Genomic DNA, 21,801 nt, shown 5'->3' with positions numbered 1-21,801 from the left:
TATACCATAACGAATTATTTTTTTCTTGTCAAAAGTGATCCTGCCAGTAAAAAAGTTGGCAGTGCAGACATACCGATGATCAGCAGCCAATCAATTGGTGCAATCGCCACCGTTTTGAAAATCGGCTGAAGCGGCGGATAATAAATGACCACAAACATCAGTAAAAGTGATGACAAAACCGCACCGATTAAGTAGAGATTCCCGAATGGATTGCGTTCAAAGATAGATCGTTCACTTCGGCAGTCAAATACATGAATGAGCTGCGCCAACACAAGCGTACTAAATGCAACAGTCTGTGCATATGGCAGGTTGTTTGGATCACGGTGATACACAAACATAAATGCTAAAAGGGTCGCAAGTCCAATGAGGAACCCTCTAGATACAACCTTCCAGCCGAGCCCTCTAGCAAAAATCCCCTCTTTCATATTCCTCGGCTTCCTTTTCATGACATCGCCTTCTGGCTTATCCATACCAAGCGCCATCGCCGGAAGACCATCTGTGACAAGGTTGACCCATAAAATTTGAATAGGAACGAGAGGAAGCGGAAGCGCTAGAAGCATCGCAAACAGCATAACCAAAATTTCTCCCACATTTGATGCGAGCAAATAGCGAACAAATTTACGAATGTTTTCATAAATATTTCGGCCTTCTTTAATGGCCGATTTAATGGTCGCAAAGTTGTCATCAAGTAAAATAAGAGAGGACGCTTCCTTGGCTACGTCTGTTCCAGTGATGCCCATGGAGATACCGATATCTGCTTGCTTAATTGCAGGCGCATCATTGACCCCGTCACCTGTCATCGCTACAATATGTCCATTTTTTTGATAAGCCTTCACAATTCTCAGCTTATGCTCCGGTGATACCCGTGCAAAGACGTATACATTTTCAGCCGTTTGCTCAAGCTCTTTGTCACTCAGCTGATCCAGCGCTTTTCCGTCGAGCACCTTTCCTTGCTTTGGTAAAAGGCTCAAGTCTTTTGCGATCGCTTTGGCTGTTTCCACGTGATCCCCTGTAATCATGACTGTTTTTATGCCCGCATCCCTACACTCTTTAATCGCTCGTCTCACTTCAGGACGAGGCGGGTCGATCATGCCCTCTAGTCCGATAAATGTTAAATCAGTTTCAGCCTGCTGGACAGTGGTGATTTTCTCTGTCAGACCAACTTTTTTATACGCAATGGCAATCGTTCTCAGCGCTTGTCTTGCTAATCCTTGAATCGCAGCCTCTGTTTCTTGCCTGTGAGTGGTTGAAAATGAAGCTGTGCGTCCGCCGTGCATGATATGGCTTGAACGGTTCATCAAGACATCCGGCGCACCTTTTGCAATGACGTACCGCTCTTTTTGATTCGTTTCGACGACGACTGACATCATCTTTCTTTCTGAATCAAAAGGAAACTCTTCTACTACGTGAAATCCTGCTTCAATGAATTGCTCTGTAAAACCCGCTTTACGTGCTGCGGTGAGAAGTGCCCCCTCTGTCGGATCACCATCAAGCCTCATTTCGCCATCTTTTTCAACGATGGTCGATGTATTACAAAGCGCCCCGTATAATAACACCTTTTGCAGGCTTGGATGTTTGTCTACATGGACAAGTTCTCCGTTCAAGGTGAAATCACCAGATGGCTCATAGCCCGTACCAGAAATATTCCACGTTTTGCCCTCTGCCCATACATGGGTCACAGTCATTTTATTTTGCGTCATGGTTCCTGTTTTGTCTGAGCAAATAATCGACGCACAGCCAAGAGTCTCCACCGCCGGGAGCTTTCTGACAATCGATTTTTGTTTGATCATCCGCTGTACTCCTAAGGAAAGTGCGACGGTGACAATCGCCGGCAGCCCTTCAGGAATGGCAGCAACCGCAAGAGATACTCCCGCCAGGAACATATGATACAAATCATGTCCTTGCACAATGCCAAGAACCACAACGAGCACAGTTAAAAATAAAGCAGCCACAATGAGGATTTTCCCCAGCTGTTCGAGACGTCTTTGCAGCGGTGTTTCCATATTCCCTGCTGCATCCAGCATGCCGGCAATTTGTCCCATCGCTGTATTCATTCCTGTACCAATGACAACGCCCACGCCGCTTCCTCTAGTGACAAGCGTCCCCATAAAGGTCATGTTCGTCAAATCTCCAAGCGAGACATGATTACTAGAAAGCGGACTTGCGTGTTTGACTGCTGGAATGGATTCGCCAGTGAGAGCAGACTCCTCGATTTCCAGGCTCTTTGTTTCTAGTAATCTAATATCTGCCCCAATCCGGTCTCCACTTGAAAATTTCACAATATCCCCTGGCACGAGATGTTTGGACGGGATCTTGATCCATTCATTATTTCTCCTTGCATACACATGCGGGGTTGATAATTCCTTTAGCGCTTGAAGGGATTTTTCCGCCCGGCGTTCTTGATAAAATCCGAGCACTCCATTAATTAGAACAATCGCTACAATGGCGACTGCATCAATGTATTCGCCTAGAAAAGCAGAAATGATCGTTGCTGCAAGCAAGATTAACACCATAAAGTCTTTAAATTGCGCTAAAAAAATGATCAGAGCCGACGCCTTTTTCCCTTCTTGCAATTCATTTGGCCCGTGTTTTTCAAGCCGTTTTTGTACATCTTTTTCTGACAGTCCGTCACCTATCGATGTATTCATTGTTTTTAATAAATCGGTTTGGTTCAGTTCATGCCAATTCATTTGACCTCGTCCACTCCTCTTTTGTTCTCTCTCATATGCAGTGTTCTATAAGCCAGTTTATTCAGACTCGTCCTAAATCATGCTATAATAATAAGACTGCCTAAAGAACGAGAAATGGAAGGTTCTTTCAGTAGATTTGTGTGAAAGAAGAGGGTGTATCCAACATGTCATTTGACGGCATTTTTACATATGGTATGACAAATGAATTGCAAGAGACATTAACTGGTGGAAGAATTTCAAAAATTCATCAGCCATATAAGCACGAGTTGATTTTTCATATCCGGGCAAACGGAAAAAATCATAAGCTCCTTTTATCCGCTCATCCGAGCTACGCTAGAGTGCAGCTCACAGAGCAGCAATATGACAATCCAAGCGAACCTCCAATGTTTTGTATGCTCCTTAGAAAACATCTTGAGGGCGGATTCATTGAGCGTTTTGAACAAATTGGATTTGACCGTGTGATCGTACTTCATGTACGAAGTCGCAATGAAATTGGCGACGAACAGACTCGAAAGCTCTACATTGAAATCATGGGAAGGCATAGTAATTTGATTCTTGTCGAAGATGACACGCAGCAGATCATCGATGGCTTGAAGCATCTTTCTCCATCTGTGAACAGCTATCGAACAGTGCTTCCTGGTCACGAATACCTTCTGCCGCCTGCGCAGCAAAAATTAAATCCGTTTGCAGTAACGAAGGACGATATTTTAAAGCATTTACGCTTTCAAGAAGGAATGATCGCAAAGCAAATTGTCGAAACATTCTCTGGGGTTTCTCCGCTGTTTGCAAAGGAAGCTGTACACAGGGCCGGTCTTGCCAATAAGGAAACTATTCCAAATACGCTACTCGACATGTTCCAGCTGATTCGCATGCATTCCTTTACCCCGCAGCTCACAAGAAAAGACGGGAAAGAATATTTCTATTTATTAGAACTGCAGCATGTCGATGGTGAAATAAAGACATTCGACTCTCTCAGCCAGCTGCTTGACCGCTTTTATTTCGGCAAAGCTGAAAGAGACAGAGTGAAACAACAAGCGTCTGACCTTGAACGGTTTGTCGTAAATGAAAAAAAGAAAAATGAAAACAAACTCAAAAAACTGAACAGAACCCTTGAAGAATCTCAAAATGCCCATAAATACCAGCTCTATGGCGAATTGCTAACAGCCAATTTATATGCCATCAAAAAAGGGGATAAAGAAGCGACTGTCATCAATTATTACGATGAAGATGGCGGAGAAATCACAATACCGCTCAAAACAAACAAAACCCCTTCTGAAAATGCGCAAGCATATTTCATAAAATATCAAAAGGCAAAAAATGCAGTAGAAGCGGTCAATGAGCAAATTGAGCGGACGCATGAAGAGATTGCTTATTTTGATGAGTTGATTCAGCAGCTCTCCTCTGCCTCACCGAAGGATTTAGAGGAAATGAGAGAAGAGCTTGTTGAAGGGAAATATTTACGCGCCAAACAAAAGCGTAACGCCAAAAAGAAAAAAACGGCGGCCATTCAGCTTGAAGCGTATGAATCGTCTCAAGGGATTCCGATATTAGTCGGAAAAAACAACAAACAAAACGAGTATTTAACCATAAAGGCGGCTGCCCGTGACGACATTTGGCTACACACGAAGGATATTCCTGGATCACATGTCGTCATCCGGCATCAAACGCCTGATGAACAGACGCTACTTGAAGCGGCTCAAATCGCTGCCTACTTCTCGAAGGCAAAAGAGTCGAGCTCCGTTCCTGTCGATTACACGAAAATCCGGCATGTGAAAAAACCAAAGGGAGCCAAGCCCGGATTTGTGACGTATGATCAACAGCAAACATTATTTGTCACGCCTGACGAAGATGTGGTGCTAAAGCTGCGAAAATAATAAAAGCCGATAAAATCTTTTCAAGAGATTTTATCGGCTTTTTCTTTGTTGTTTTTTTCTTTCGATATAGAGAGCATCAAGTGTATCTACATCCTCTTGTTCAAGCAATGTCTCAATTTCCGCAGCCAGCTGTTTTGTCCGGGCTGGGCTCGCACCGCTTGTAGAGACTGAAATCGTCACTTTCCCTGCTTTGACCACCTTTGGCACGATCACATTGCCAAGCTCTGATTGACTCACACAATTCACAAGCTGGTGAGGTCGTGCTGTTTGTGCAATCCATTCATTTACAGCCGGATCGTTTGTAGCAGCGACAATGAAAAACACATCCTCTACATCTTCAGCTTCCACTTTCTTTTCTTTCCAATTGAGGTTGTATGTATCAATGAGACGTGCCATCTCTTTAGAAATGTCAGGACTCACGATGGTGATGTGGCAAGGCTCTATGCATAGCGCCTCTGCCCTTCTTGCGGCTATTTTTCCACCGCCAGCGATGAGCACTTGTTGATTGGTTAAATCAAGATGGACTGGAAGCATGGCTTTCTCCTTGGAAATGAAACACATCGTCTTTGTTTAAAATGGTTTCTTGCACGCGTTCAATATAAGCTGCTTTTACATGCGGATGAAAGCCAATATACCGGCATACCCGGACATCTTTCAGCCTCTCTCTCGCCTGAGCCGCTTCATTTTCAATCTCTTTCATTAAAATACCCGTAAACAACAGATAAGGAACGAGATAGACAGGCGTATCATCATCTGCTGTTAATTGCGCAAGAACATCTCGGTAATTTGGCTCACATGCTGTAATAAAACATGGCAAGACCTCAGCAAGAGGCAGCAGGCGCCGGACATCGTCCGCAATGCCAAACACATCTCGCTTCACATCTGGATCAGAGCTTCCGCGGCCAATTAAAAGAATCCGTGCTTTCCCGCTTTGATATCCTGCTTCTTCAATTCTTGCAGCAACTGCTTTTGTCACTTCTTGATTGACCCCAATTGGTTTCCCGTATGTGACCTTCACTTGCGGGTATCGTTTTTGAACTTTCTCAATCTCAACTGGAATATCCGATTTAGCATGCATAGCAGTTAAAAGGAGGAGCGGGACAATTGCAATGTGTGTAGCTCCTTTTTTCACACAGGCTTCAAAACCTTCCTCTATAGAAGGGGCTGTCAGTTCTAAAAAACAAATTTCTTGTATTTCGGCTTCTACTAACGGCATACAGCTTTTCATAAAAGAAATGGCTTTATCTTGTGCTTCTTTTACCCTGCTTCCATGCCCAACGTAAAGTACAGCTTGTTTCATGCGGCTCCTCCCTCTCACTTGTTTTGTTCAGACGAAAAGACACGATCAATGTACGTGTCTTGTCTTTATCAATCTCATTTCTCAATAAGGGCAGGTTCAAACCAGTTCAGCTTTTGGTGAAAATGAACGACATCTCCAACAACTATTAAGCTTGGATGCTCGATGCCTTCTTTTTCAACGGTTTCAGACAGTGTCGCCACAGTGCAGCAAGTCGTCTTTTGCCTTGTCGTGGTTCCCCAGTGTATAAAGGCTGCTGGCGTTTCAGGATCACGTCCATTTTTTAAAAGAAGCTGCTGCACTCTTTCTACGTTTTTGACGCCCATGTAAATCACAAGGGTATCAATCCCCGTAGCCAGTGCCTCCCACTTTTCTTCAAAATGCTCATCTTTTTGATAGTGACCCGTGACAAACGCAACATTCGAGCTGAATTCACGGTGCGTCACAGGAATGCCTGCATAAGCAGCTGCTGCAATACCAGAGGTAATCCCCGGGACAACTTCATATGGAATTCCGTGCTCAGCTAAGCATTCGATTTCTTCACCGCCGCGGCCAAATACGAAGGGGTCGCCGCCTTTCAGACGGACGACAACATTCCCTTCCTTTGCATGGGTCACAAGGGCTTCATTGATGGCTTCCTGTCTCATCGTATGATGATTCGGGAGCTTGCCGCAATAGATTAATTCCGCCTCGAGTTTGGCGTGGGCGAGTATATCTTGATTGACAAGGCGATCATATAAAATGACATCTGCCTGCTGTATTGCCTTATGGGCTTTTAATGTAATTAAGTCTGGATCCCCAGGTCCAGCCCCCACAATGTATACTTTCCCCATCGTGCTTTTCTCCCCCTGCCATCAGGCGATTATTTCGCTCTTCCCTTTACATAATCAACAAGACGCTGTTTGGACTCTTCACGCGATAATTCACCTGTATCTAGAACGAGCTCAGGTGCAGCTGGCTCTTCATACGGTGAATCAATTCCGGTGAAAAATGGAATTTCACCATTTCTAGCTTTTTTATATAAACCCTTTGGGTCACGCTCTTCGCATACGTTCAGATCACATTTCACAAACACTTCGTGAAATTCTCCCGCTTCAACTAACTGTCTGACAATGCGGCGGTCTTCTTGAAATGGTGAAATAAAAGCCGTGATGACAATCGTTCCTTGCTCAACAAATAATTTCGCCACTTCTCCGATACGTCGGATGTTCTCTTTTCTGTCATCATCTGAAAACCCTAAATCTTTATTCAGTCCATGCCGCACATTATCGCCATCAAGAACAGTGACTTGATAACCTTGTTCAAACAGCTCTCTAGCCGCTGCATTTGCGATTGTTGATTTACCTGATCCACTTAGACCTGTGAGCCAAATAATGCCGCTTTTATGATTGTTTTTTTGTTGATATTCTTTTTTTGTAATAGATGAATCATGCCACACGATATGTTCGTTGCTCATGTCATACCCTCCCATTAAGATACCGTCGTTTTTAATCCTTCGATTAATGTTTCAATGACTTCTTTTCGGCTGAACGTGCTTGGCGGTAATTCTCCGTTTCTCAGCATCGTTCGAACCTTTGTACCTGAAAGAATGACATGCTCGCTTTTATCGTGAGGACATGTTTTTGGTGTTGCCATTGCTTCACATGTATTACAGTAGAAGCTATGTTCAAATTTTAACGGGGTAATGCCAATTTCTTCGCTTGTAAATTGTTCAAATAACTCCTGCGCCTCGTATGTGCCGTAATAATCACCAACACCTGCATGATCTCTTCCCACAATAAAGTGAGTACAGCCGTAATTTTTACGAACAAGCGCGTGAAAGATTGCTTCCTTTGGTCCAGCATAACGCATTGCCGCAGGAAAAACACCTAAAAAGACGCGATCCTTTGGGTAATAACCGTTCAATAACACTTGATAGCTTTTCATTCTCACGTCTGCCGGAATATCGTCTGATTTTGTTTCACCGACAAGTGGATTTAAAAATAAACCATCGACGGTTTCAAGTGCTGTCTTTTGAATATATTCATGGGCACGGTGAACAGGGTTTCTCGTTTGGAAACCAACAATCGTTTTCCAGCCGTTCTCTTTAAAATGACGTCTTGTTTCTTCCGGCTCATACGTAAATTGAGGGAATGGTTTTTCGCTGCGTTTTATCAGTGTAATTTTACCACCAATGTACGTGTCACCGCGTTCAAATAATTTTTTCACACCTGGATGATTGCGGTCATCAGTTTTATACACATTCACCGCTTCTTTTTCCTTATCTGGTGTGTATTGATCCTCTACTTCAATCACGCCATATACAGTTCCGTTATACGATAGACGCACAATATCGCCTCGATGGATTTCCGTTGCCTTTTCCTTTGTCACTGGCAGTGTAATTGGAAGAGACCAAACGACACCACTTGCTAGCCGCATACTGCTCACAACCGCTTCATAATCAGCTTTTGTTAAAAACCCTTCAATTGGACTATACCCGCCAATTGCTATGAGTTCAAGGTCTGCAAAAGAGATAGCATCTAGTTCAATTTCCTTCGCAGCCATGCTGAGGTCATACTCTTCATTTACTCGATTAATTAATACGCCACCATGTGGTGTTAAACTCATTTGTTCATCTTCCTCTCAATGTTCTTATTTATTAGATGTAAATAGTCGGATTTGTCGTTAAATCCCGCCGCCCTGTTCATGAATCGAGCTGCTTTCATTTTTGACTGCCTTCATCAGACTTAGCGCACCAAGTGAGGCAAGCAGTACACTCATCATGATAAAGATAGAGTAATAGTCTCCTTTTAAGAAAAGACTCACCAGCAAATACGATAGACTGAGTGATAAAAAGGGTGATACAACCCACACTTTCAGCATTTTTTTCACCACATGTTTATGAAAAATATTAGGTCCGCCTTTTGCCATGCCAAGCCCAATGATAGACGAGGAGGTGATTTGGGTAAGTGGGACTGGTAGCCCAAAAATAGAGCTGACGATGACAAGTCCAGCACCGGTACTCGAAAGCAATATCCCTTCGCCCGTTTGATAGCGGGTAATTTTCTTTCCGTTTGTTTCCAGTACTCTTCTACCAAGCAAGAGGGCTCCAATAGCGACAAAGATTCCGCCGTAAAGCGTTCCTTGCCCAACTGACAAAACGCCCGCGGCAACAAGTGGACCGACTGCATTTGCCACATTGTTCATGCCTGCTGAAAATGCTTCTAAAAATCCACTAAGGATTAAAACAATGGATAAAATAATTGTTCCTTTTTTAGACAACTTACGTTTAGGGAACATTCTGATGATTTTGACTACAACAAAGGTAAAAAGAAAGGCGACAAGCGGAATGATGACCCAAAATGCCACAATGACTAAAATGGATTTCACATACAATACTTTATATGCGACCGCGACACCAACTACAGCTCCTACTGTCACCTCACTCGTTGACAAAGGAATGGCCATCAGATTCGCTATAAAGAGTGATAATGCAGCAGAACCAATAATAATACAAACAATTTCAAGTGTAATGACGGATTCAGGCATAATCCCAGAGCTAATCGTTTTGACAACCTCACCACCGCCAATAACTGAACCTGCTAAAATCCCAACTGCGCATACACTGAGTGCATAGATCGGCTTTCGAATCGCACCTGATCCGTACGCGATTCCCATCGAAGCTGCTGCACCACTCGCGCCAATGTTTAGAGCGAAAAATAAACTAAATAAAATTGCGGCAATTTCCATACACTATGCTCCCTTACTCATGTAATCCGCACTCAGTCTTAGCTGTGCCTGACCATCTGCCAGACCGCAGATCTTCGGCAGTAAATGCTGGCTGTGTACACGGGGCACACCCGATACTTGGATATCCCTGATCATGCAGCGGATTATAAGTAAGTTCCTCTCTAGATGCATATCTCCATATGTCCTTCCACGTCCAGTGGATAAGCGGACATACTTTCACTGATTTGAATTTTTCATCCTTATTTAAAAAGTTCGTCCCTGCTCGCTTAGGTGACTGCTCTCTCCTTAAGCCAGAAAGCCATGCCGGATAGCCAGATAGCGCTTCTTGCAAAGGAATGACCTTACGCATATGGCAGCAGCTTTGAGGATCTGTTTTCCATAGCTGATCACCATGCTGCTCGTTTTGCTCCTCAACCGTCAGCTCAGGGGTTTTCAGCACAATATCTAAACCCGGGTATCTTTCCTTTACCGCATCAATTGTGTCGTACGTTTCCTTAAAATGCAGACCTGTATCTAAAAAGACAATTCTTGCATCCTTTTTTACTTTCGCAATCAGATCAATGAGGACGATGCCTTCAATACCAAAACTGCATGCATAAACGAGCTGATCACCATAATGACCGTATGCCCATTTCAGCACAGATAAGGCCCCTTTATACAAATCATCTTCTTGAAATGTAATGGACGGCTCTTGCCAATTTTCATAAGTTAACATTGTTTCTCCCCTTCCGGAGTATCACTACTCTCCGCACTACGTCAACTGAATTTTTTTCTGTCTTCTGCCACTTGAATCACTTGACCGTCCTGAACAATCAGTGTAACTAAACTGAATTTATATCCCCAATCAGTTTATGCATAGGCTTCAATTAAGTCTTCATCCTGCTTTTGCTTCACTTCCCCCTCACCGTTAAAATAAAAAAACTTCCTTTCAGTCCGAAAGAAAGATGAGGAAGCTCACGATTTCCTTATCTTTCAAAATAGAATCATTTTGTAGGAAGTAGCACCTTGCAAATCGCAGGTTGCCGGGCTTCATCGGGCCAGTCCCTCCACCTCTCTGGATAAGTGTTTTAATTTGTCTTAAATATTAACACAATTCAAACAAAAGTCAACCCGACTTTATTGATAGGATTAGTTTTTATTTAAATTTGAGTCTATTTTACTATTTTTAACCAAATAAAAAAGCTGTGCGGGGAGGCGCAGCTTTTTAGACGGTTTCTTCCATCCAAGATTCAGAGGAAGGATCTTGTCTCCAGCGTTTCAATTTATTCATAGCAGAAGGCTCAATCGCTTTCAGCTCAAGTGCCACGTCTGTGAGGGTATCATAGTCTGTTAGGGTGACATATGGAATGTTTTTCTCTTGGAATGCTGCCGCAGCTTTTGGCAGACCGTATGTGAAGATCGCGGCAACGCCTAGTACGTCACAGCCCGCTTCTTGAAGAGCAGCGACCACTTCAAGCACACTGCCTCCTGTTGAAATCAGGTCTTCTACGACGACCACCTTTTGGCCTTTAGATACGGCGCCTTCAATTTGATTTCCTTTTCCATGTGCTTTTGGCTTACTTCTGACATAACACATTGGGACGTTCAGACGGTCTGCCGCTAATGCCGCATGCGGGATGCCTGCTGTTGCAGTACCAGCAATCACCTCTGCTCCCTCAAAATGAGTGAGAATCAGCTCTTTAAGACCTTCAGCAATGTCATGTCTGACTTCTGGATAGGACAAGGTGAGACGGTTGTCACAATAGATCGGTGATTTGATACCGCTTGCCCATGTAAACGGTTCGTCTGGTTTCAATGAGACCGCTTTGATTTGTAATAGGTGTTTAGCGATTTTTGTTTTCATCTGGCAGTCACTCCCACTCTTTCAAAATTTGATGATAGGCTTCCAATGGTTCTTCAGCTTTTGTGATTGACCTTCCGACAACAATTTGTGAAACACCTTGCTCTTTTGCATAAGCAGGGGTTGCCACACGCTTTTGATCATCGGTTTGATCATTTAGTAAACGAATCCCTGGCGTAACAGTGAGGAAGTCAGGTGAGATGTGCTCATGAAGGGCTTTGGATTCATGAACAGAGCAAACAACACCGTCTAGTCCACTTTCATATGCCAATTGACCGTACCGGATAACAGTCTCTTGCAGCGGACGGTCTATGAGTAATTCACTTCTCATCATGTCTTCAGATGTACTCGTCAGCTGAGTCACTGCAATAATGCACGGACGTTTTTGTCCAGCAGGCGTTCCGCTTTCAAGCCCTTCTAACGCAGCTTGCATCATCTGTTTCCCGCCAGCAGCATGGACATTGACTAGATCAACGCCAAGTGCGGCAAGCCGGTTCATTGCTTTTTGCACCGTTGTTGGAATGTCATGTAATTTGAGGTCGAGGAAAATGCGACAGTTTTTTTCTTTAAGTGCGTCAAGGATGGCAGGTCCTTCTTGGTAAAACAGCTCCATGCCGACCTTCACAAATAATGGTGTCCCTTCAAAGGGTTCTAAAAAGGCAAGCGCCTCCTGCCCTGATGGAAAATCAAGCGCGATGATGGGCGAGTGCTTCATGTTTCCAGCTCCTTCCTGTACATTCCTCTACAGATGAATACCCGTAGGCTGCTAATACATTCGGCAGTTCTTCAATGATTTCTGGGCAAATAAATGGGTTTACAAAATTGGCTGTGCCAACAGCTACTGCACTCGCACCTGCTAGTAAAAATTCAAGTACATCTTCAGCATTTTGCACTCCGCCCATTCCGATAATCGGGATAGAAACCGCTTGACTGACCTCATGTACCATGCGCACAGCGACAGGTTTGACAGCAGGGCCTGATAATCCGCCTGTTTTATTGGCAAGAATCGGTTTCCCCGTTTTTAAATCTAAACGCATACCGATTAACGTGTTAATCATCGTGAGTCCATCCGCTCCAGCAGATTCAATCGCTTGAGCAATCTCCACAATATTGGCTACGTTAGGAGACAGTTTGACATAGACAGGAACGGAGGACACGTCCTTCACCGCTTTTGTCAATGCTGCTGCCATTTGAGGATCTGTACCAAAAGCAATTCCGCCTGTTTTGACATTCGGACACGAGATATTCAGTTCAAGGGCATGGACATTTTTTGCTTGGCTGATCTGCTTCGCTACTTCAACATAATCATCGACCTGTGAGCCAGCGACGTTTGCAATAATAGGCGTATCAAACTGCTCAAGCCAAGGCAATTCATTTTCCAGCACGCCTTTTAGGCCAGGATTTTGAAGACCGATGGCATTGAGCATCCCGGCACCTGTCTCTGCTACCCTTGGTGTCGGGTTGCCAAATCTCGGTTCTAAGGTTGTGGCTTTGATCATGATACCGCCAAGCACGGATAAGTCGTATAATGAAGCAAATTCTCTCCCGAATCCAAAGCAGCCTGATGCAGGGATAATCGGATTCTTTAAAGATAAGCCTGGTAACTCAACGTTTAGCATGACAACGCCACCTCCTCTGCTTTAAATACAGGTCCATCCAAACAGACTTTGACGTAAGCTTTTTCGTGCTGGTCTGTATGACAGACACATGCAAAGCAAGCACCAATTCCGCAGCCCATTCGTTCTTCCATTGAAATGTAGACAGGCTTATCAGGGTAAGAGTCTTTTAGTGCTTTTAACATAGGGGTCGGCCCGCAGGAAAGCATGACATCAAAGCTCAAATCATTCTCTTCAATGACACTTGTCACGAAGCCCTTTGCGCCATATGTTCCATCAACTGTCGCGATAAATGTATCTCCGAGTGCTTGGAATTTCTCCTCGTAAAATACATCCTTTTTCGATTGAAAGCCAAGGACATGCTTGACGATGACGCCTTTTTTCGTTAAACGCTTGGACAGCTCATATAAAGGCGGTACTCCAATTCCACCACCGACTAGTAACGCTGTCTGACCTGGCTGAACAACTGATGGATCATACCCGTTGCCAAGCGGCCCTAATACATCGATGGATTCCCCATCGCGCCTTTGGGAAAGGAGTTTTGTGCCCTCTCCCTCTGCACGGTAGATGATGGTTGCTTCTTGTTTCTCGGCATGAATATTGGCAATACTGATCGGTCTTCTCAGCAGCGGTGTCATGGACTCGCTGACCTTGATATGAAGAAATTGTCCAGCCGTTTGAAAGGAGTCCACAAGGTCACCTTTTAATGTCATTTCGTAAATATGATCAGCGATCTCTCGATTTGAGACGACCGTCAAGTATGCTTTTTTCATATCGTTACTGTCACCTCAGCATTCGTTTTCACTTCTGGCATTTCGTCCGCTCTAAATGTCATGCTTTCTAGTACTCTTAAAATCGCTTCTGCTGTATCTAGCGACGTTAAGCAAGCTACGCCATTTTCAACAGCTTCCCGTCTGATTCTAAAGCCGTCTCTTGCCGGCTGTTTTCCTTTTGTCAGAGTGTTGATAACAAATTGTGCTTCCCCGTTTCGAATGACATCGAGAAGATTTTTGCCTTCTTCTCCTATTTTGCCAACAACACTTGATGGGATGGAAGCTTGTTTTAAGTACTTCGCCGTTCCTTCTGTCGCTAAAATATGGTAGCCGATTGAATGGAATCTTCTCGCAATCTCAAGTCCTTCTTCTTTATCCTTATCAGCCACTGTCAGAAGAACTGTCCCGTCTTTAGGAATTTGAATGCCTGATGCAATTAATCCTTTGTAAAGAGCTTTTTCGATTGTGACATCTTTCCCCATGACTTCACCTGTTGATTTCATTTCAGGTCCGAGTGTAATATCGACTCTTCTTAGTTTTGCAAAAGAGAAGACTGGAACTTTGACGTACACCCCTTCTTGCTCTGTGTGAAGTCCTTCTTCGTAGCCATAGTTTTTCAGTTTTTCTCCTAAAATGACTTTTGTCGCAAGGTTTGCCATCGGGATGCCCGTGATTTTACTTAAGAAAGGAACTGTCCGGCTTGAACGCGGGTTCACTTCAAGTACGAACACTTCACCTTTTGAGAGAACAAATTGAATGTTTAGCAGCCCAATAATATTGAGTCCTTTTGCGAGCTTGATCGTGTATTCTGCGATCTTCTCTTTGATCTCTTCAGACAATGTTTGCGGCGGGTAAACCGCAATCGAGTCACCAGAGTGAACCCCAGCTCTTTCAATATGTTCCATAATGCCTGGGATCACGACAGTTTCGCCATCAGACACGGCATCTACTTCGATTTCTTTTCCTGTCAAATACTTGTCAATTAGCACTGGGTGCTGCGGATTGACTTTCACTGCATTCTCCATGTAGTGAAGAAGCTCAGCTTCTTGATAAACAATTTCCATTGCGCGACCGCCTAATACATAGGAAGGACGGACAAGGACTGGGTAGCCGATCTGATTGGCAATCGCTACAGCTTCTGGCACAGACGTAGCTGTTTTCCCTTTAGGCTGCGGCACGCCGAGTGCTTCTAATGTTTGTTCAAACTTGTCCCTGTTTTCGGCTCGGTCTAGGTCTTCAAGAGAAGTGCCGAGAATCTTCACCCCTCTATTTGATAATTCATCTGCTAGGTTGATTGCTGTTTGTCCGCCGAACTGGACAACGACTCCTTCAGGCTGCTCAAGATCGATAATGTGCATTACATCTTCTACAGTAAGTGGTTCAAAGTAGAGCTTGTCTGAAATACTAAAGTCTGTTGAGACCGTTTCAGGGTTGTTGTTAATAATGATTGCTTCATAGCCTGCTTGTTTGATTGCCCACACAGAATGAACGGTCGCATAATCAAATTCTACTCCTTGACCGATTCTGATAGGACCTGAGCCTAATACGATGACACTTTTCTTGTCTGTACGTTCTGATTCATTTTCATCTTCATACGTGCTGTAGAAATATGGCGTCTCGGATTCAAATTCAGCCGCACAAGTATCTACCATTTTGTAAACAGGTACGATGCCTGCTTCTTGTCTTAGCGTGTAGACGTCCGCTTCATTCATATTCCACTCGCGGCTAATATAGATGTCTGAGAAGCCTTTTTCTTTCGCTTCTTTTAATACGTCTGTATTGCCTTTGTTTTCTTTTAATGTCTTTTCAAAAGCGATGATGCCTTCCAGTTTATGAAGGAAGAAGTAATCAATTTTTGAGAATTCATGTATTTGTTCAACCGTATAGCTTCTTCTAAGCGCCTCGGCGATATAGAATAATCGTTCGTCTCCCGCCTTGATAATCCGCTTTTCAAGCACTTCGTTTGTGATATCTGCTTCATCTTTTAATTCAATGTGATGCACATCAGCTTCAAGTGAACGGACAGCTTTTAGAAGAGACTCTTCTAATGTACGGCCGATCGCCATCACTTCACCCGTTGCTTTCATTTGCGTACCAAGACGTCTGTTGGCAGATTCGAATTTATCAAACGGCCAGCGCGGGATTTTAGACACAATATAGTCGAGTGCCGGTTCGAAGGCGGCATAGGTTTTACCTGTGACTGGGTTCATCATTTCATCAAGCGTTAAGCCGACAGCAATTTTCGCTGCAAGTTTGGCAATTGGATAACCTGTTGCTTTCGACGCAAGTGCAGAAGAACGACTCACGCGCGGGTTTACTTCGATGATATAGTATTGAAAGCTGTCTGGGTCAATCGCCAACTGTACGTTACATCCACCTTCAATCCCAAGTGCTCGGATTAGCTTGAGCGACACATTGCGAAGCAGCTGATATTCACGGTCACTTAACGTTTGGCTTGGCGCCACAACGATACTGTCACCTGTGTGGATACCGACTGGATCAAAGTTTTCCATGTTACAAACAACGATCGCAGTATCACCGCTATCACGCATGACTTCATATTCAATTTCTTTAAAGCCTGCAATACTTTTTTCAAGTAAACATTGTGTGACTGGGCTTAGCTTCAAACCATTTTCGACGATTTCCTTCAGCTCTTGCTCGTTTGTACAAATTCCGCCGCCTGTTCCGCCTAATGTATAAGCTGGTCTCACAATGACAGGGAAACCGATTTGATTCGTAAACGCCATCGCTTCTTCTAGGTTATGGATGATTGCACTTTCTGGTACAGGCTCATTTAGTTCATTCATCAGATTACGGAATAGATCTCTGTCTTCTGCTTTTTGGATTGCTGACAGCTTTGTACCGAGTACTTCAACGCCGCATTCAGCTAATACACCAAGGTCTGATAATTCAACAGCAAGGTTAAGTCCAGTTTGTCCGCCAAGTGTTGGCAAGATCGCATCAGGACGTTCTTTTCGAATGATTCGTGTTAAGAATTCTGGTGTCAGTGGTTCGATGTATACCTTATCGGCCATTTCTGTATCTGTCATGATGGTCGCTGGATTGGAATTCACAAGAACGACTTCATAGCCTTCTTCTTTTAGTGCTAAGCAAGCCTGTGTGCCTGCATAGTCAAACTCCGCTGCCTGACCGATGATGATTGGACCTGATCCGATAACTAAAATCTTTTTGATATCTACGCGTTTTGGCATACTTCTTCCCCTTCTTTCTCAGTTGTATGAATCATGTCCATAAACTGGTCGAATAAGTAGTTCGCATCTTCTGGACCTGGTGATGCTTCTGGGTGGTACTGGACAGTGAATGCTGGTGCTTCTTTATGTTTTAACCCTTCAATCGTATTGTCGTTTAGTGCGATATGTGTGACTTCAAGCACGTCCTCGTTAATCGCACTGACTGTGTAGCCGTGGTTTTGAGCTGTCAATGTCACCTTGCCAGTTGCTAGTTCCTTGACTGGGTGGTTCGAGCCTCTGTGACCGAATTTCATTTTTTCAGTACTTGCACCGCACGCAAGAGCGAATAATTGATGTCCAAGGCAAATGCCAAAGAGTGGAACTTTCCCAATCAAGTGCTGAATCATCTCGACTGCTTCTGGTACATCAGCAGGATCCCCGGGGCCGTTTGAAAGCATGATTCCATCAGGCTTTAACTGCAATACTTCATCTGCCGTGATATTGTACGGCACCACGATGACATCACAGTCACGTTTATTGAGTTCGCGCAAAATGCCGTGCTTCATGCCGAAATCGACAAGGACAATTCTTTTTCCTCTTCCTGGGCTTGGATACGCATTTTTCACAGATACTTGACTTACTTGATCAGTTGGCAGCTGCATTGTTTGAAGGCGGCGGACCACATATTCCACTTGTTCATCCGGTCCTGCAAATGCCCCTCTTAAAGTACCTGCACTTCGAATCATTCTCGTCAGCTTCCGTGTATCGATTCCGCTAAGGCCTGGAATGTTTTTCATTTTCAAATACTCATCAAGCGAGTATGAAGAGCGCCAGTTTGAGGGCTTTTCACAAAGCTCCTTCACAATCAGCCCTTTTACAAACGGTGTGATCGATTCAAAATCATCACGGTTGATGCCATAGTTGCCGATAAGCGGGTAAGTGAGTGTGACAATTTGTCCGCAGTATGATGGATCAGACAAAATTTCTTGATAGCCCGTCATCCCTGTATTAAAGACGACTTCTCCGACTGACGATTCTAAGCTGCCGAAGCCTGTTCCTTCGAATACTGTTCCGTTTTCTAGCACTAAGCGTCTCTTCATTTTACTAGTCTCCCCTCTTCATACACGACTTTCCCAGATGCAAGTGTCATGACCGGCCATCCTGATACAGTCAATTTGTCAAACGGTGTATTTTGTCCTTTAGATAAGAAGCTTTTTTTATCGATTGCCATTTCTTTGTTTAAATCAATGAGTGTAATATCAGCTGTTTGTCCTTCTTCCAGCTTTCCATAAGGAAGGGAGAAAGCTTCTGCTGGCTTGATCGTCATATAATCAACGAGTTCTTTTAATGTCCATTCGCCCGTTTTGACAAATCGTGTGTACAGAAGCGGGAACGCTGTTTCAAGTCCGACTATTCCAAAAGGTGCGCGCTGCATCGTTTCGTTCTTTTCTTCTTCTGTATGCGGTGCATGGTCTGTTGCGATGAAATCAATCGTTCCATCTAACAGTCCCTCAATTAGTGCCTCGCGATCCTCTTTTCCTCTGAGCGGCGGGTTCATTTTATAATTTGTGTCAAGTCCTGGGATGTCTGCATCACATAAGAGCAGGTGATGCGGTGACACCTCTGCCGTCACACGGATGCCTGCTTTTTTTGCATCGCGAACGACTCGCACAGATTCTTTCGTACTGATATGACATACATGATAATGACAGTTCGCTGCTTCTGCTAAAAGAACATCTCTTGCAATATGCACCGATTCACAAATGGACGGTATTCCGTTTAATTCATTTGCTTTTGAAAATTCTCCTTCATGAACGCATCCTCCGTAAATGAGCGAGTTATCTTCACAGTGTGCCACAATCGCTTGATCAAGACTTGCTGCCTTTTTCATCGCTTCGTACATCATGCCTGCTGTTTGGATGCCAACCCCGTCATCTGTGAAAGCGAAGGCGCCTGCTTCTTTTAGTGCTGCAAAGTCTGTCATCTCTTCCCCAATTTGCCTAGTTGTGATGGAGGCGTATGGCAGTACTCTGACAGAAGAGGTCTCTTCGATCCGATTCATGAGCCATTCCATTTGCTCTTTTGTATCTGGAACTGGGCGTGTATTCGGCATCGCTGCAATCGTTGTATAGCCGCCTCTTGCTGCTGCTTTAGAGCCTGTTTCAATCGTTTCCTTTTTCTCTCCACCTGGCTCTCTTAAATGTACATGCAGATCAATTAAGCCTGGTGAAACAAATAGCCCTTTAGCATCAATGACCTCTTCTCCATCTTCTCTTTCTAAGTGACCAATCGCTTGAATCACTTCTCCTTCTACCCTAATATCCTGCTTCACTTTTTCACCTGTGCTTGTTAAGATAAAACCGTTTTTAATGAGATACGACATAGACAGAATCTCTCCCTTTTTGATGTAGTCTGCTATTTTGAAAAGCTCTTTTTAATACCGCCATTCGGACATAAACGCCATTTTCCATTTGCTTGAAAATTCGTGACTGCTCTGATTCCACTAAAGAATCATCTATCTCCACACCTCTGTTTACTGGTGCTGGATGCATGATAATGGCTCGTTCTTTCATGTTGTTTGCCCTGTTTACTGTTAATCCATAAGTCGATAAGTAATCTTCATTGCCCATTTTTTCAGCGTGCCGTTCATGCTGGATTCTAAGCAGCATCACCACATCAGATTGTCTAATGGCTTCGTCTACTTGGACATACGTTCCGTGAGGGTTTTGCTCATCTTGGAAGGAAGCAGGCCCTGAGAAAAGGACTGTCGCTCCGAGCCTTGAGAGTACTTCAGCATTCGACCTTGCCACCCTGCTGTGCTTGATGTCTCCATGAATCGAAATCGTTAAGCCCTCAAAGCCGCCAAACTCTTCATAGATGGTCATTAGGTCAAGCAGTGATTGGGTCGGGTGCTGCCCGCAGCCATCTCCAGCATTGATGATGGGAATCCCAACCTTCCCGATTAGCTCGTTGTAATATTCATCAGTGCTGTCTCTGATCACACAAGCTTTCACACCGATGGATTCAAGCGTTTTTACCGTATCGTATAGGGTTTCGCCTTTTTGAACGGAGGTGCTTGCCGCATCTAAGCTCAGTACATTCATCCCCAGTTTCTTTTCGGCGACTTCGAAGCTAAATCGTGTTCTTGTGCTTGGTTCAAAGAAGAGGTTTGCTACAAATTCTCCCGCTAAGCCAGGCTCTTGCTTCCCCTTTTTGAGAGCCGTTGCTTCTTCAATCAGCTGTAAAATCTCTTCTGTAGACAAGCTGCTCATAGTCGATAGATCATTCATTTTTTCTTCCCCCTCTAGTTTTTCATCACTTTCAGGTTCAAAAAAACCCTAAGCCTCGGCAGCTTAGGGTTCTCCAAAAGAAGCAGCGGCACGTTCGTGCATTCTGCTCATTTTAGAACCCTTGTCAGCCTCACTGGACTTCTTTTAAAAGGTTTTCTGTATTCGATTCATTTGACTCGTCATCATCCGCTTTTTGCTGCGGCAGGATCAGGTTTAACAGGACACCCGTGATGGCAGCAAGTGCCATTCCAGATAGTGTGAGGTTGATTTGTTTCACCTCAATGAATGCCCCGCCAATTCCGATGACTAAGATGACTGATGCGATAATGAGATTACGCTTTTCTTCAAAATTCACTTTATGATCAATCAGGATTCTCAGACCGCTTGAGGCAATGATCCCAAAGAGCAGGAATGAAACGCCTCCCATGACCGCGGACGGCACTGTACTGATTAATGCTGAAATTTTTCCGACAAAGCCGAAGCAGATTGCAAATACTGCTGCTCCGCCGATGACGAAGATACTGAACACTCTTGTGATGGCAAGGACGCCGATATTCTCTCCATACGTTGTTGTCGGCGGTCCGCCAATGAGTGAAGCGAAAATTGTCGCCGCACTGTCTCCTAAAATGGAGCGGTGAAGACCAGGTTTTTTAATGAAATCTTGCCCTACAACTTTACTTAACACCACTTGGTGGCCGATGTGCTCAGACATTGTCACAAAGGCAACCGGCACCATTACGGTGAGAATGCTTAAAGTCACAGCTGGTGTGTAGTCCACAAATGGTACAACGAAGTCTGGTACAGCAAACCATTTTGCATCAATGACCGGCTGGAAGTTCACAATTCCTTGTGATAAGGCAAAGAGATAGCCGCTGATAATGCCGATTAATACTGGGATCAAGCTAAGGAATCCTCTTAGGAAAATCATGCTGATAATCGTGACAGCCAGTGTGAAGCCGGCGACCATTAAGTGCTTCAGGCTGTAAACAAGCTCGGTTGCATTCGGATCAACATACATCGCCATGTTGACAGCTGTTCCAGCGAGTCCGAGTCCGATGACCATAATGACCGGTCCTACGACGACAGGCGGTAGAAGCTTCATCAGCCAGCCTGTGCCGAGCCATTTAATAAATAGTGCAATGAGTGCATAAGCGACACCCGCCATGAAGGCACCGACCATTGCGGCTCCAGGGCCGCCTGTGGCTTTCACATTCAGTATGGGGGCGATAAAGGCAAAGGACGATCCAAGATACGCCGGAATTTGGCCTCTTGTGATGATTAAGTAAACAATGGTTCCAACACCACTTGAGATGAGCGCGACTGCTGGACTCATATCAATAATCTTTGGTACAAGTATGGTCGCTCCAAACATGGCAAACAAATGCTGAAGGCTAAGTGATAGCCATGTGAACGGTTTTGGGATATCTCGAATGCCTAAATTGGCTTTTTGCTGACTCATGATTTTTCCTCCTAGATGTGTCCTTCTTCATTAAAAAAGCCT

General features: G+C 44.3%; 18 protein-coding genes and 1 riboswitch. Of the genes, 1 reads left to right on the top strand and 17 read right to left on the bottom strand.

The features are described 5' to 3' along the window. Window positions 1-14: 14 nt before the first annotated feature. The gene (locus tag MKY18_RS07610; protein WP_283924480.1) at window positions 15-2,690 is read right to left on the bottom strand and encodes a calcium-translocating P-type ATPase, SERCA-type; all 2,676 of its coding nucleotides are present in this window, start codon (window positions 2,688-2,690) and stop codon (window positions 15-17) included. Window positions 2,691-2,854: 164 nt separating this feature from the next. On the opposite strand from MKY18_RS07610, the gene MKY18_RS07605 reads away from it, so the two are divergent. Further along, on the top strand, window positions 2,855-4,564 hold the full coding sequence (locus MKY18_RS07605; protein WP_185107220.1) for an NFACT RNA binding domain-containing protein: 1,710 nt from the start codon (window positions 2,855-2,857) through the stop codon (window positions 4,562-4,564). A gap of 30 nt (window positions 4,565-4,594) precedes the next feature. On the opposite strand, the gene MKY18_RS07600 is transcribed toward MKY18_RS07605, so the two are convergent. From MKY18_RS07600 to MKY18_RS07525, 16 genes are all read right to left on the bottom strand, one after another. After that, on the bottom strand, window positions 4,595-5,098 hold the full coding sequence (locus tag MKY18_RS07600; protein WP_185107218.1) for a bifunctional precorrin-2 dehydrogenase/sirohydrochlorin ferrochelatase: 504 nt from the start codon (window positions 5,096-5,098) through the stop codon (window positions 4,595-4,597). Beyond that, window positions 5,079-5,864 (bottom strand): sirohydrochlorin chelatase, encoded by a 786-nt coding sequence (locus MKY18_RS07595; RefSeq protein WP_335351659.1) that lies wholly within the window; start codon window positions 5,862-5,864, stop codon window positions 5,079-5,081. The genes MKY18_RS07600 and MKY18_RS07595 overlap by 20 nt, the downstream gene beginning before the upstream one ends. Before the next feature lie 74 nt (window positions 5,865-5,938). Then, entirely contained in the window at window positions 5,939-6,694 is a 756-nt protein-coding gene (gene cobA, locus MKY18_RS07590) for a uroporphyrinogen-III C-methyltransferase (protein ID WP_342497799.1), read from the bottom strand. A gap of 29 nt (window positions 6,695-6,723) precedes the next feature. Next, entirely contained in the window at window positions 6,724-7,317 is a 594-nt protein-coding gene (gene cysC, locus MKY18_RS07585) for an adenylyl-sulfate kinase (protein ID WP_044141963.1), read from the bottom strand. Window positions 7,318-7,331: 14 nt separating this feature from the next. After that, a complete protein-coding gene (sat, locus tag MKY18_RS07580) occupies window positions 7,332-8,468 on the bottom strand; it encodes a sulfate adenylyltransferase (protein WP_342497798.1) in 1,137 nt (378 codons plus the stop codon). Window positions 8,469-8,525: 57 nt separating this feature from the next. Further along, the gene (locus MKY18_RS07575; RefSeq protein WP_065097246.1) at window positions 8,526-9,590 is read right to left on the bottom strand and encodes an inorganic phosphate transporter; all 1,065 of its coding nucleotides are present in this window, start codon (window positions 9,588-9,590) and stop codon (window positions 8,526-8,528) included. Window positions 9,591-9,603: 13 nt separating this feature from the next. Continuing rightward, entirely contained in the window at window positions 9,604-10,305 is a 702-nt protein-coding gene (locus MKY18_RS07570; RefSeq protein WP_003211029.1) for a phosphoadenylyl-sulfate reductase, read from the bottom strand. A 247-nt stretch (window positions 10,306-10,552) separates the two neighbouring features. Next, a riboswitch (SAM riboswitch) is annotated at window positions 10,553-10,655 on the bottom strand. Between the two features lie 139 nt (window positions 10,656-10,794). Then, window positions 10,795-11,433: an orotate phosphoribosyltransferase gene (pyrE, locus tag MKY18_RS07565; protein ID WP_044141967.1), complete on the bottom strand. Its 639-nt coding sequence runs from the start codon at window positions 11,431-11,433 to the stop codon at window positions 10,795-10,797. Window positions 11,434-11,440: 7 nt separating this feature from the next. Next, window positions 11,441-12,145 carry an orotidine-5'-phosphate decarboxylase gene (gene pyrF / locus MKY18_RS07560; RefSeq protein ID WP_342497797.1) on the bottom strand — a complete coding sequence of 235 codons (705 nt, stop codon included), beginning with the start codon at window positions 12,143-12,145 and terminating at the stop codon, window positions 11,441-11,443. Continuing rightward, the gene (locus tag MKY18_RS07555) at window positions 12,117-13,049 is read right to left on the bottom strand and encodes a dihydroorotate dehydrogenase (RefSeq protein WP_126741205.1); all 933 of its coding nucleotides are present in this window, start codon (window positions 13,047-13,049) and stop codon (window positions 12,117-12,119) included. The genes pyrF and MKY18_RS07555 overlap by 29 nt, the downstream gene beginning before the upstream one ends. Further along, window positions 13,043-13,819: a dihydroorotate dehydrogenase electron transfer subunit gene (locus MKY18_RS07550; protein WP_003211895.1), complete on the bottom strand. Its 777-nt coding sequence runs from the start codon at window positions 13,817-13,819 to the stop codon at window positions 13,043-13,045. The genes MKY18_RS07555 and MKY18_RS07550 overlap by 7 nt, the downstream gene beginning before the upstream one ends. After that, window positions 13,816-17,031: a carbamoyl-phosphate synthase (glutamine-hydrolyzing) large subunit gene (gene carB, locus MKY18_RS07545; RefSeq protein ID WP_065097242.1), complete on the bottom strand. Its 3,216-nt coding sequence runs from the start codon at window positions 17,029-17,031 to the stop codon at window positions 13,816-13,818. The genes MKY18_RS07550 and carB overlap by 4 nt, the downstream gene beginning before the upstream one ends. Continuing rightward, window positions 17,016-18,110 (bottom strand): carbamoyl phosphate synthase small subunit, encoded by a 1,095-nt coding sequence (locus tag MKY18_RS07540; protein ID WP_126741206.1) that lies wholly within the window; start codon window positions 18,108-18,110, stop codon window positions 17,016-17,018. Before MKY18_RS07540 ends, carB begins: the two co-directional genes overlap by 16 nt. Continuing rightward, window positions 18,107-19,393, bottom strand: a complete 1,287-nt coding sequence (locus tag MKY18_RS07535; RefSeq protein WP_065097240.1) for a dihydroorotase — start codon at window positions 19,391-19,393, stop codon at window positions 18,107-18,109. The genes MKY18_RS07540 and MKY18_RS07535 overlap by 4 nt, the downstream gene beginning before the upstream one ends. After that, window positions 19,377-20,300 carry an aspartate carbamoyltransferase catalytic subunit gene (locus MKY18_RS07530; RefSeq protein ID WP_126741207.1) on the bottom strand — a complete coding sequence of 308 codons (924 nt, stop codon included), beginning with the start codon at window positions 20,298-20,300 and terminating at the stop codon, window positions 19,377-19,379. The genes MKY18_RS07535 and MKY18_RS07530 overlap by 17 nt, the downstream gene beginning before the upstream one ends. Window positions 20,301-20,430: 130 nt before the next feature. Next, window positions 20,431-21,759, bottom strand: a complete 1,329-nt coding sequence (locus MKY18_RS07525; protein ID WP_065097238.1) for a solute carrier family 23 protein — start codon at window positions 21,757-21,759, stop codon at window positions 20,431-20,433. Window positions 21,760-21,801 lie beyond the last annotated feature (42 nt).

It is taken from the genome of Bacillus sp. FSL R7-0672 (assembly GCF_038601465.1).
Classification (GTDB): Bacteria; Bacillota; Bacilli; order Bacillales; family Bacillaceae; genus Bacillus; species Bacillus pumilus.
Note: the sequence above shows the minus strand (reverse complement) of the source record. Positions and strands in the feature narration are given on the sequence as shown.